This is a genomic window from Polaromonas sp. YR568 (assembly GCF_900116715.1).
Lineage (GTDB): Bacteria > Pseudomonadota > Gammaproteobacteria > Burkholderiales > Burkholderiaceae_C > Polaromonas.
In genome coordinates, this window is sequence record NZ_FPBM01000002.1 from 617516 (window position 1) to 630009 (window position 12494).

General features: G+C 63.1%; 11 protein-coding genes. 7 read left to right on the plus strand and 4 right to left on the minus strand.

The window, feature by feature from the left end; genetic code table 11:
• Positions 1–282: 282 nt before the first annotated feature.
• Together BM408_RS23210 and fumC are read right to left on the minus strand one after the other, a co-directional pair.
• Entirely contained in the window at positions 283–411 is a 129-nt protein-coding gene (locus BM408_RS23210; RefSeq protein ID WP_256375252.1) for a hypothetical protein, read from the minus strand.
• 102 nt (positions 412–513) lie between these two features.
• Positions 514–1908 carry a class II fumarate hydratase gene (gene fumC / locus BM408_RS07225; protein ID WP_092128355.1) on the minus strand — a complete coding sequence of 465 codons (1395 nt, stop codon included), beginning with the start codon at positions 1906–1908 and terminating at the stop codon, positions 514–516.
• Between the two features lie 214 nt (positions 1909–2122).
• Between fumC and BM408_RS07230 the strand changes: the two genes are divergently transcribed.
• Both BM408_RS07230 and murI read left to right on the plus strand, forming a co-directional pair.
• Positions 2123–3673 (plus strand): fumarate hydratase, encoded by a 1551-nt coding sequence (locus tag BM408_RS07230; protein WP_092128357.1) that lies wholly within the window; start codon positions 2123–2125, stop codon positions 3671–3673.
• A gap of 17 nt (positions 3674–3690) precedes the next feature.
• Positions 3691–4467: a glutamate racemase gene (gene murI, locus BM408_RS07235; RefSeq protein ID WP_092128569.1), complete on the plus strand. Its 777-nt coding sequence runs from the start codon at positions 3691–3693 to the stop codon at positions 4465–4467.
• Positions 4468–4521: 54 nt separating this feature from the next.
• Here the strand turns inward: murI and BM408_RS07240 are convergent, their stop codons facing one another.
• Positions 4522–5517 carry a Bug family tripartite tricarboxylate transporter substrate binding protein gene (locus tag BM408_RS07240; protein WP_092128360.1) on the minus strand — a complete coding sequence of 332 codons (996 nt, stop codon included), beginning with the start codon at positions 5515–5517 and terminating at the stop codon, positions 4522–4524.
• Positions 5518–5815: 298 nt separating this feature from the next.
• Positions 5816–6703, minus strand: coding sequence for a LysR substrate-binding domain-containing protein (locus BM408_RS07245; protein ID WP_092128363.1), 888 nt, complete (start codon positions 6701–6703; stop codon positions 5816–5818).
• A 132-nt stretch (positions 6704–6835) separates the two neighbouring features.
• Here BM408_RS07245 and BM408_RS07250 point away from each other — a divergent pair, with 132 nt between their 5' ends.
• The 5 genes from BM408_RS07250 (at position 6836) to BM408_RS07270 (ending at position 12494) form a co-directional block, all read left to right on the plus strand.
• Entirely contained in the window at positions 6836–7423 is a 588-nt protein-coding gene (locus BM408_RS07250) for a cysteine dioxygenase family protein (protein ID WP_092128365.1), read from the plus strand.
• Between the two features lie 72 nt (positions 7424–7495).
• Complete coding sequence (locus tag BM408_RS07255; protein ID WP_092128368.1) at positions 7496–9097, plus strand: rhodanese-like domain-containing protein; 1602 nt, start codon at positions 7496–7498, stop codon at positions 9095–9097.
• A 65-nt stretch (positions 9098–9162) separates the two neighbouring features.
• Positions 9163–10158, plus strand: coding sequence for a Bug family tripartite tricarboxylate transporter substrate binding protein (locus BM408_RS07260; protein WP_092128371.1), 996 nt, complete (start codon positions 9163–9165; stop codon positions 10156–10158).
• Between the two features lie 27 nt (positions 10159–10185).
• Positions 10186–11394, plus strand: coding sequence for a cystathionine beta-lyase (metC, locus tag BM408_RS07265; RefSeq protein WP_092128373.1), 1209 nt, complete (start codon positions 10186–10188; stop codon positions 11392–11394).
• A gap of 83 nt (positions 11395–11477) precedes the next feature.
• A complete protein-coding gene (locus BM408_RS07270) occupies positions 11478–12494 on the plus strand; it encodes a YeiH family protein (RefSeq protein WP_092128376.1) in 1017 nt (338 codons plus the stop codon).

Here is a 12494-nt window from a genome sequence, read left to right on the forward strand (position 1 = left end):
CCCGCTTGACCGTGATCAAGTTTGAAAAAAACTTTACGCAACGCCAAAAAAACGAAAGCTGATTGAAAGATTCACCGGGCGCAAAGCCCCATCCGCTGCAGCGGACTTGATTCACAAGATGGGGAGTGCGTATCAACGAGGCTGAACCTGAGCGCGCAATGCGAAGGTCAGCAAACACCCGGCATTGCACCGGGCTTGAGAGACATCAAAACAAAAGCAAAAATAAAAAATGCAAACCGCATCACGCGGTTTATCACGGGCGGCGCAAACCGCCCATGATGATCAGCGGCCTCGCGCAGCGCTGATAAAAATCGAGAGAGGCGTCGCAGCGATCAATTCACGCAACAAGAGACGCGTGTGTGCGCTGAGCAGAGGCTGGGCAATCTTCGAATAGAGGGCGAAAGCGGTCATGATTTTCCTTTGTGGCCGGCGTGGATAGCCTAAAAAGGAGATCTTAGGGTAAACCCTTAATTTCGTCAATCAACCGCCCTCAAAACCGGCTTGTCGCCAGGCTCAGCCCACCATATTCCCCGGCACCACCCACTGGTCAAACTGCTCGGCAGTGACATGGCCGGAGGCCAGCGCTGCATCGCGCAGGCTGCTGCCTTCCTTGTGGGCCTTCTTGGCGATGAAGGCGGCCTTGTCGTAGCCGATGTGCGTGTTGAGCGCCGTCACCAGCATCAGCGAGCGATCGACCAGCTCGGTGATGCGTTCACGATTCGGCTCTATGCCCACAGCGCAATGGTCGTTAAAACTCACCATGCCATCGGCCAGCAGGCGCACGCTTTGCAAAAAGTTGTGCGCCACCATGGGCCTGAACACATTGAGTTCAAAGTTGCCCGATGCTCCACCAAAGTTGATGGCGACGTCGTTACCGAACACCTGTGCCGCCAGCATCGTGACGGCTTCGCTCTGCGTCGGGTTGACCTTGCCCGGCATGATGGACGAGCCGGGTTCATTCTCGGGAATGCTGAGTTCGCCGATGCCGCTGCGCGGGCCGCTGGCCAGCCAGCGCACATCGTTGGCGATCTTCATCATGCTGGCAGCCAGCGTCTTCAAAGCACCATGCGCATGCACCAGGCCGTCTACAGAGGCCAATGCTTCAAACTTGTTGGGCGCGGTGACAAAGGGCAAGCCGGTAAGAGCAGCCAGCTCAGCCGCCACCTGCTCCGCATAGCCCTTGGGTGCGTTCAGGCCAGTGCCGACGGCGGTGCCGCCCAGCGCCAGTTCATACAGATGCGGCAAGGCGGCGCGCACATGTTTTTCGCCATGGTCCAGCTGCGCCACATACCCCGAGAACTCCTGGCCCAGGGTGAGCGGCGTCGCATCCTGCAGGTGGGTGCGGCCAATCTTGACGATGCCGCCAAAGTCTTTGGCCTTTTGCGCCAGCGTGCCGCGCAGCTTCGAAATCGCCGGCAGCAGCTTGTGCGTCAACGCCTCCACCGCAGCCACATGCATGGCGGTGGGAAACACGTCATTGGACGACTGGCTGCGATTGACGTCGTCGTTGGGGTGCACCAGCCGGCCTTCGCCGCGCTCGCCGCCCAAAATTTCACTGGCGCGGTTGGCCAGTACTTCGTTGACGTTCATATTGGTCTGCGTGCCGGAGCCCGTCTGCCAGACCACCAGGGGAAATTCGTCCGCGTGCTTGCCGGCGATCACCTCGTCGGCCGCGGCCACGATCGCCTTCGTCTTCTTCTCGTCCTGCAAGCCCAGCGCGTGGTTGACCCTGGCCGACGAACGCTTGACCTGCGCCAGCGCCTTGATGATTTCGCGCGGCTGCTGCTCGCCGGAGATGTCAAAGTTCTGCAGGGAACGCTGCGTCTGCGCGCCCCAGAGTTTGTTGGCCGGCACTTCGATGGGGCCGAAGGTGTCGCGCTCCGTGCGCGTGGTGCTGCTTGTCGTCATGGAATGTCCTGCGCTGTCAAAAAGAAGGAGAGAGGGGAGAGAAAAGAGGAAAAACAAAAGGGTAAGGATGCAAGTATGACGGCAAACGAGAAAGATTCTCATCTAAAGGGTTTTGCCGAAAGCCGTCGGCCGGGCCGGGCGCCGGGGATAATTGCAGGGTTTGCCCGGAATTCCCATAACGCCCCTCGAAACGATCCCTCACGACGACCCCACCATGACCACGATCAAGCAAGCCGACCTCATCGAATCCGTAGCCGCTGCCCTGCAATACATCAGCTACTACCACCCCACCGACTACATCGCCCACCTGGCACGCGCCTATGAGCGCGAGCAAAGCCCCGCAGCCAAAGACGCAATCGCGCAGATTCTCACCAACAGCAAGATGAGCGCGACCGGCCAGCGCCCCATCTGCCAGGACACCGGCATCGTCAATGTGTTCCTCAAAGTCGGCATGGATGTGCGCTGGGAAGGCTTTACCGGCAGCCTGGACGACGCCATCAACGAGGGCGTGCGGCGCGGCTACAACCACCCCGACAACACCCTGCGTGCCTCGGTGGTGGCCGACCCGCAGTTCGACCGCAAGAACACCAAGGACAACACACCGGCCGTGATCTTCACCGAGCTGGTGCCCGGCAACACCATCGACGTCACCGTGGCGGCCAAGGGCGGCGGCAGTGAAAACAAAAGCAAGATGGTCATGCTCAACCCCGGCGACTCGGTGGTCGACTGGGTGCTCAAGACCGTGCCCACCATGGGCGCCGGCTGGTGCCCGCCCGGCATGCTGGGCATAGGCATTGGCGGCACCGCCGAGAAAGCCGTGCTGATGGCCAAGGAAAGCCTGATGGACGATCTCGACATGTACGAGCTGCAAGCCAAATCGTCTTCGGGCGCCACGCTGACCAAGACCGAAGAGCTGCGACTTGAATTGTTTGAAAAGGTCAACGCGCTGGGCATAGGCGCGCAGGGCCTGGGCGGCCTCACCACTGTGCTCGACATCAAGATCAAGATGTATCCGACACACGCGGCCAGCAAGCCCGTGGCGATGATCCCCAACTGCGCCGCCACGCGCCATGCGCACTTCGTGATGGACGGCAGCGGCCCGGTCTACCTGGACCCGCCGTCGCTGGACCTCTGGCCCAACGTGAACTGGACGCCCGACTACCAAAAGAGCAAGAAGGTCGACCTCAACACGCTCACGAAAGAAGAAGTCGCCAGCTGGAAGCCCGGCCAGACCCTGCTGCTCAACGGCAAGATGCTGACCGGCCGCGACGCCGCGCACAAGCGCATCAAAGACATGCTGGCCAAGGGCGAAAAACTGCCGGTGGATTTCACCAACCGCGTCATTTACTACGTCGGCCCGGTCGATCCTGTGCGTGATGAAGCCGTGGGCCCCGCCGGCCCGACCACCGCCACCCGCATGGACGGCTTCACTGAAATGATGCTGGCCGAAACCGGCCTGATCTCGATGATCGGCAAGTCCGAGCGCGGCCCGGTTGCCATCGAAGCCATCAAGAAGCACAAGAGCGCTTACCTGATGGCCGTCGGCGGTGCGGCCTACCTGGTCAGCAAGGCCATCAAGACTGCCAAGGTCATCGGCTTTGCCGACCTGGGCATGGAAGCGATCTACGAATTCGACGTGGTCGACATGCCGGTCACGGTAGCGGTGGATGCGGGCGGCACCAGCGCCCACATCACCGGCCCGGCCGAGTGGCAAAAGAAGATCGCCACCGGCGAGTTCAAGAAAATCCCAGTCGCAGCCGCGTGACCCAAAGCCAGGCCGATATGACCCGGCCAGTCGGCGTGTTCGACAGCGGCGTGGGCGGCCTCAGCGTCTTCAAGGCGCTGCGGGCGCACATGCCCGCCGAGGCTTTTGTCTATCTGGCCGACAGCCGGTTTGCGCCCTACGGCGAGCGGGGCGATGCTTTTGTCATCGAGCGCACCCGTGCCGTTGTGCGGCAATTGCGTGATGAGTATGCAATCAAGGCGCTGGTGATCGCGTGCAACACTGCGACCGCGGCAGCAATCCACCTCGTGAGAGCCGAGCACCCCGACCTGCCCCTGGTCGGCGTCGAACCGGCGCTCAAGCCTGCGGTCGCATTAAGCAAGACAGGTCGCATCGGCGTGATGGCGACGCGCGGCACGGTGCAAAGCAGCAAGCTGCGCGCCTTGCACGACTCGCTGAAAGGCCAGGCCGAGTTCATCCTGCAGCCCTGCGACGGTTTGGCCGACGCGATACAGAACCACGATGTCGCGCGCATCAATGCGCTGTGCGGGCAATACACGCAAGCGATCGGGCCCTTCGGCAACCAGCCAGGGCAAGTCGACGCCCTGGTGCTGGGTTGCACGCATTACGCCTTCGCGTGGGACACACTGCAGGCGCTGGTGGGCCCCGATGTACGCCTGATCGAAACCGGCGAGCCGGTTGCGCGGCAAACCCGACGCCTGCTTGAAGCCGCCGGGCAGCTGCGGCAAGGCAGCGTACCCGGCAGCGTCACGCTGCTGGCGACGGGACCGCAAGAAGCGCTGAACGCCGCAGCGAAACGTTGGCTGAACCTGTAGCGCCGGCTTGAAGGATCGACACCGAGGATTCACAAGTTCAGATTTGACCTGAGCTTATTGCGGCTTCAGCCCCACATTGCGCGCAAGGGTGCGCCAACGCTCCGACTCCGACCGCAGGAATCCACGCAGCTGGTCGCGCGAGGTGCCCTTCATCTCAACCCCAAGCGCAGACATGCGCTCCACCACCTTGAAATCCGACATCGACGTCAGGAGTTCCAGGCGAAGCCTCTCGGTGACCTCGAGCGGCGTGGTCGCCGGGGCCACCAGCGCCCACCACTGGGCCACATCCATGTTCTTCAGGCCGAGTTCCGTCATCGTCGGCAAGGAACGCAGGATAGGAACATCAGAACGCTTGCGGCCCGTCACCGCCAGGGCTTTGACTTTTCCGGAAGCCATCAGGCTGGAGCCCGTCGCCAGCGTGGCGAAGTAGGAGCCCACCTGTCCTGCAGCCAGGTCCACCATGGCCGGTGCGCCGCCCTTGTAGGGAATCATGTTGAACTTGATTTTGGTTTCCTGGGAAAAGAGCTCACCCACCAGGTGACTGATGGACCCCGTGCCGCTGTTCGCCATCGCAGGCGGCCCACCCTTGGTCGTCGAGGCGGTTTTCAGGAAGGTCTTGAAGTCTGCATTCTCGGGGCCCATGCCGGTGAACAGCACCATGGGCGAAGTGCCCACCAGCGTGATCGGCGTGAAGTCACGCAGCATGTCGTAAGGCAGGTTGGCGACAACCGCGGGTGCATACACATGAGACAACTCGACGATCGCCAGTGTGTAGCCATCGGGCGCCGACTTGGCAGCCTGATCAATCCCCACGTGGCCCGCGCCCCCCGGCCTGTTGTCGACGATGACCGGCTGCTTCAGCCCTTCACTCAGGCGCTGTGCCAGCACGCGGGTAATGGCATCCGTGCTGCCGCCTGTTGCCCAGGGAACGATGATCTTGATGGGCTTGTCCGGGTAAGCAGCCCATGCGGGTGCCGCGCCAAGCGCCAGAGTCGCAGCGGAACCTGCAAGCAGGGTACGACGCTTGATGGGGAATGTTCGAACTGACATGAATGCTCCTGTTGTATTGGTCGAATACGTCTGACGATTCCACCTCCTCTTGGACATCGTCAGCGTTCGGCGAGCGTACACCTTGGATAGAAAAAACCGTAGCGTTACCGCGCGGGTACAGCACCTTCATGTGGTTCACGTCCAACATTTTTCCGTATGTTTGTTTGTGCATAAGCGTGCGCCCGTCAAAAAATTAGCGCGCACTTTTTTTGCAAAGTAATCAGAAAGTCAACGTCACATCGAAGGCTTGCGTCGTGCACCTCAAAACATTTTTTGGTGCTTGAATTTTTGGCTTCTACTACGCGCTCTGCGAAGGTGGAGCCGACGCACTGCGTATCAAACCGAGGTTGGCTTTGAGCATGTCGAACACTTTGCGCGTCACCGGGTTGATGACATTCCTGCGAATGAAAAGGTAGTAATCGAGATCGGGCAATCGTGGCAGGCCGTCGTTTTCTCCGAGCACACGCAGGTCAGGGCCCGCGGTTTCAATGCTGCGCGCGGTCACGCCCAGGCCCGCACGCAGCGCGGCCTTGATGCCGATCAGGCTCGACGCCGTGTAGTTGGGCGACCATGCAATGCCGGCTGCATCGAGTGCTTCGCGCGCAAGCCGGTGAAACACGCTGGGGCCTTCCACCAGAATCAGCGGCACCGGTTTGGCGCGGTCATGCACATAGCTGGCCGAGCACAGCCACACCGTGGGTGAAGTGCGCAGCACCACGCCGTCCAGCCCCGGATCGTTGCGGTTGGAAATCGTCATGTCGATCTCGCCGCGCTTGAGCGACTCCATCAGGAAGGGGCTGCGCCCTACATGGATGTCGAGCTGCAGCAGCGGCGACGCGCGCGCCACCTGCGCCAGCAGCGTGGGCAGCATGGTATCGGCCACATCGTGCGGCGCGCCAATGCGCAGCACACCTTCCAGGTTGCCTTGCTGCAGGCTGCGCAGTGCGTCGTCATTGATGGCCAGCAGGTGGCGCGCGTAGTCGAGCAGCTTTTGCCCATGCGGCGTCAGGCGTTTGTTGCGGCCCTGCTTTTCAAACAGGGGGTGGCCTATCTGGTCTTCCAGGCGCTGCATCTGCTGCGTCACCGCCGACTGCGTTTTTCCGAGATGGATCGCCGCACCGGCGAAGCTGTCTTGCTCGTCGATGGCGACCAGGGACCTCAGCAATTCCAGGTCAAGGGTTTTCATGTGGGGAAGCTCCTCTGCGCCATCTTCATATTACAAAAGCTAATGCGTTTATCTCAATTTCTGAGTTGTTTGAACAATACGGCTTGACTATATTAAGTCCATTAATTCGAAATCTCTCTCAGGAAAACGCCCATGAACGCAGCAGCAGAACGCAGTGAGGTGGTTGGCGCCGCCATTCAAAACATTAAGTTTATTGTTGGAAGCGGCGAAGCAAACCGCCAGTCCCTGGCCAAAGTACTGGCGGTGCTGAACCAGCTGGCCGGCCGCAAGGAGCTATGGAGCGACGCCGATTTCACCTCGCCCGTCAGCCCCGAACTGCAGGCGCGCTACCTGATCGCCGAAGACGCCGACCAGAGCTTTGCGCTGTACCTCAACGTGATGCGTCCAGGCAAACGCATCGTGCCGCACAACCACACGACCTGGGCCTGCATCAGCGCCGTCGAAGGCACCGAGATCAACCGCGTGTATGAACGCCAGGATGACGGCTCGGTGCCGGGCAAGGCACAGCTCAAGGAGGTCAGCTCCGTCGTGGTCGAGCCCGGCACAGGCATCGCGCTGATGCCCGAAGACATTCACTCGGTGGAGATCCCCGCCGGCCAGGTGATACGCCACCTGCACATGTATGGCCGCGCACTTGAAACGCTGAACACACGCACCGGCTACGACCTGGAAAAAGGCACGTACGAAACCATGGGCATCGGCGTGCAGACGCGCCGCTGAGCATCCGCCGGCTTCTTCGCCGTTTCCTCCCCGTTTCTTCCTCTCGAATCTTTCGAACATCACTTTCCATTCATGACACGTTTTGTAGACGCCGCCACGCTGAAAACCTGGCTGCACGACGGCGAAGAAATCGCCCTGTTTGATGTGCGCGAACACGGCCAGTACGGCCAGTCGCATTTGTTCTACGGCATTACCCTGCCCTACAGCCGGCTGGAGCCGGACGCGCCGCGCCTGGCGCCGCGCCAAAGTGTGCGGCTGGTGGTTTATGACAGCGACGGCAGCAGTGCAGCGCCCCTGGCCGCACAACGCCTTACCGCGCTCGGCTATTCCGGTGTGCACGTGCTGCGAGGCGGCACGGCCGGCTGGCAGGCCGCCGGCCACGCCTTGTTTGCCGGCGTCAACGTACCGTCCAAAACCTTCGGCGAGCTGGCCGAGCAGGTCTATCACACGCCGCGCGTCAGCGCGACCGAGCTGGCGGCCATGCTGGATCGCAAGGACGATGTTGTCGTGCTGGACGGGCGACCGTTCTCTGAGTTCCGCAAGATGAACATCCCGACAGCGATCAGTTGCCCCAACGGTGAGCTGGCCCTGCGCATACGGGACCTTGTGCCCAGTGAGACGACCCACATCGTGATCAACTGCGCGGGCCGCACGCGCAGCATCATAGGCGCACAAACACTGATCAACCTGGGCCTGAGCAACCCGGTGTCGGCGCTCGAGAACGGCACCCAGGGCTGGTACCTGGCCGACCTGAAACTGGAGCACGGCGGCACACGCCGCTACGCGGAATCAGCACAGCCCGGCGAGCCCGTTGGCATGCGCGCGGCAGCACAGGCCTTGGCAAAACGTTTTAACGTACCCGTGGTCGATGCGCAGACGGTGCGCGGCTGGGCCGGCGACACGCAGCGCACGCTCTTTTTGTGCGACGTCCGCAGCCCCGAGGAATTCACGCGCGGCAGCCTGCCCGGCGCACAGCACACGCCGGGCGGCCAGTTGATCCAGGCGACCGACCAGTACATCGGCGTGCGCCGGGCGCGGCTGGTGCTATTTGATGCGGACGGCATACGTGCACTCACAGTGGCCAGCTGGCTGCGCCAGCTGGGCCATGACGCCAGCGTGCTGGACCACGGCCTAGCCAGCGGCCTGGCCCTGCCCGCCCCAGCGCCCGCAGCCTTGCCCGCGCTGCCCGGAATCAGCACAAAAGCACTGGCGGCCGGGCTGGCCGACGGCAGCATCGCAGCCATCGACCTGCGCCCCAGCATGCAGTTTCGCCAAAGCCATATCCCGGGCACACGCTGGTCCATACGGCCGCAACTGGCAAAGGCCCTCAGCGGCGAACACCGTCCGGTGGTGCTGATTGCCGACGAGCCGGCCGTCGCGGCGTGCGCGGCCGTCGACCTTCAGGCGTTGGGCCTGAAGGCCAGCCTGCTTGAAGGCGGCCTGGACGCCTGGCGCGCCGCCGGCCTGCCGGTGGAAGCGACGGAAAACACGCCTGCCGACAGCGACTGCATCGACTACCTGTTCTTCGTGCACGACCGGCATGACGGCAACAAGGAAGCGGCCCGCCAATACCTGGCCTGGGAAGTCAACCTGATCGGGCAACTCGATGCGCTTGAACTGAAGGCATTTCAACTGCCTGATACCACGGCCGCAGCCGCACATACGCCCGCCTGAGCCCTGCCGGCCGGGCCGCCTCGCCCTTCTTCATCTTTGTGCTTTCTTTTTTTCAGGAGCCCGCCATGTTTGCCAAGCTGAAATCCACTGCCGCCCTGCTTTGCAGCGCCCTGCTCGCCGTGCACGGCGCCGCGCCGGCGCAGCCCATGGCTCCGGTCGGCGGCTTCCCGAACCAGGCCATCAAGTTTGTTTCACCCTTCCCGGCCGGCGGCGGCAATGACGCCACCACACGCTTCGTGACCAGCCGCCTGCCCGACATCACCGGCCAGAGCGCCGTGGTCGACAACCGCGGCGGCGCCGGCGGCAACATAGGCGCCAAGGCGGTGGCCGACGCCAAACCCGACGGCTACACCGTGCTGACGGGCCAGGTGTCGCTGATGGCGGTCAACCCGACGCTGTACACCTCACCCGGCTTTGATCCGCTGAAGAACTTCCTGCCCATCACGCAGATCAACGCAGCGCCGCTGGTCCTGGTCGTGGCCAGCGGCTCGCCCTTTAAAAACTTTGCCGACCTGGCCGCGCAAACCAAAGCCCCCGGCAGCCGGGTCACCTATGCCACGCCTGGCAATGGAACACTCTCGCATCTCGTCGGCGTCGTGCTGGAAAAAGACAGCGCCATCGGCATGACCCACGTGCCCTACAAAGGCGCGGCGCCAGCCATCACCGACTTGCTGGGCGGCCAGGTAGACGTGCTCATCACCTCCACCGCCTCGGTAGCCAGCTTCATCCAGCAAGGCAAGATGCGCGCGCTGGCCGTCACCAGCCCGCGCCGCATCGGCGTGTTCACCAAGGTCCCGACGCTGGAAGAGCTCGGCTACCGCAACACCACCTTTGAAGACTGGTACGGGTTCTTCGCGCCGGCCGGCACGCCCCCTGATCGCGTGGCTTATCTGCACGCCAGCATCGTGCGCTCCCTCAAGTCACCGGAAGTCAGCAAGCTGATCACCGAGGGCGGCAGTGAAGTGGTGGGTAATACGCCGGCGGCCTTTGCCGCACAGCTCAAGGAAGACATCGCACGCTGGTCTCGCGTCGTCAAGCTATCGGGCGCCAAGCTAGACTGAGCCGTTATTCATCAAGGCGCCACCGACATGAACAAAAAAAAACCACCGGCCACCTCACCGTCCAGCCAGTCGCCCCTGACCCGCCTGGTGCACGCAGGCAAGCACCCGGCCTATGAAGGTGGCCGGCCGGTCAACCCGCCGGTGGTGCGCGCCAGCACCGTGCTGTTCGACGACACGGCGCACCAGCGCGAGATGCGCCTGCGCCGCGGCGAAGAGCGTGTGTTCACCTATGGGGCGCGCGGCAACCCGACCAACTACGCGCTGGAAGACCTGGTCAGCGAACTTGAAGGCGCCTATCGGACGCGACTGTTCCCCACCGGCCTGGCGGCCATCGCAATGGCGCTGCTGTCCTACCTCAAGCCCGGCGACCATGTGCTGATGTCGGACAGCGTTTACGAACCTGCGCGCAAGCTGGTGGATGCCTTTCTCACGCCCTACAACATCCGCTGCACTTTTTTTGCAGCCGATGGCAGCGACGTGGAAGAAAAAATCGAGGCCGGCACGCGCATGATCTACACCGAATGCCCGGGCTCGCTGGTGTATGAAATGTGCGACCTGCCACGCCTGGCTGCCATCGCCCATGCACGGGGCGCGCTGCTGGTGGCCGACAACACCTGGGGCTCAGGCTCCCAGTACCGGCCGCTGGCGCTGGGCGCCGACGTGTCGGTGATGGCCGCCACCAAATACCTGTCGGGTCACTCCGACGTGATGATGGGCACCGTGGCCACCACGCGGGATGCCTGGCAGGCGCTGAACGAACGCTGCGACGCTTTCGGCATGACGGTGAGCCCCGACGACGCTTACCTGGTGCTGCGCGGCGCACGCAGCATGGCCGCGCGTCTGGCCTTGCACGAAAGCCATGCCCTGAAAGTCGCGGCCTGGCTGCAGGCGCGCAGTGAGGTGGCGACCGTGTTCTGCCCGGCCCTGCCGGAGCATCCGGGCCATGCCATCTGGCAGCGCGACTGCACGGGCACCAACGGCCTGCTGTCCTTCGAGTTGCAACGCACTTTCGACCAGGCCGCCGCCGAAAGACTGATCGACGGCCTGCGCTTGTTCGGCCTGGGTGCGTCGTGGGGTGGCTACGAAAGCCTGGTCACGCTGGCCAATCTCAGCAATGCCCGCAGTGTGACCGACTGGTCCGGCCGCGGCCAGATCATCCGCCTGCACATCGGGCTCGAAGACCCGGCCGACCTGCTGAACGATCTGCAGCAGGGCTTCGCCGCGCTGGAAGCCTGACCACCGGGGCCCTTGAGCCCCTGCCTTCGCCTTTCTCCCTTCACCTTTCTTTCTTGGCCTTTCCCCACGAGGTTTGCACGACCATGCCCGGCTCTGCGCGTCCCTGGCTTCTCCATTCCCGCAGCCTCTGGCCCGGCGTGGCGTTGCCGCTGCTCATCATGCTGGCCGCCACCTTTGTGTCCGAGCACTACGGCGGCCCGCAGCTGCTGTATGCCCTGCTGTTCGGCCTGGCCTTTCACTTTCTCCACCAGGACGAACGCTGCCGGCCCGGCATCGAGTTCTGCGCCAAAACCCTGCTGCGCATAGGCGTGGCCCTGCTGGGCGCGCGCATCACGCTCTCGCAGATCGGGCAGTTGGGCGTCGGGCCGCTGGCCACCGCTGTGCTGGGTATTGCCAGCACGATTGCCCTGGGCGCGTGGCTGGCGCGGCGCTTTGGCTTGAAGGCCGATTTCGGCCTGCTTTGCGGCGCGGCCGTTTCCATTTGCGGTGCCTCCGCAGCGCTGGCCGTGGCGGCAGTCATGCCCAAAAGCGAGGAGAACGAGCGCTACACGCTGCTCACCGTTGTCGGCGTCACCGGCCTCTCGACATTGGCGATGGTGGTGTTTCCGCTGCTGGCAAAAGGTTGGCGGCTGGACGACACCGGCGCCGGCATCTTCCTGGGCGGCACCATCCACGACGTGGCGCAGGTCGTGGGCGCGGGCCTGATGATGTCGCACGAAACCGGCGACATCGCGGTGATCGTCAAACTCTTTCGCGTGACACTGCTGGTGCCGGTAGTGGCCGCGCTGGCCTGGTACTGGCGGCGCAACAGCAGCAGCGGCCACGGCGATGCCGTAAAGCGGGCGCCGCTGCTGCCCTTTTTTCTGCTGGGTTTTATGGCGCTGGTGCTGGCCAACAGCCTGGGCGTGGTGACGCCGCGGCTTAACGACGCGCTGAGCCAGATGTCGCGCGCATGTCTTGTGATCGCCATTTCGGCGCTGGGCATCAAGACCTCGCTTGAAGCGCTGGTCAAACTCGGCTGGCGGCCTATGGTCCTGATGGTGGTGGAGACGCTGTGGCTGGTCGCCGTCTTCGTGGTTTACCTCTGCGCCTTCCGCTAG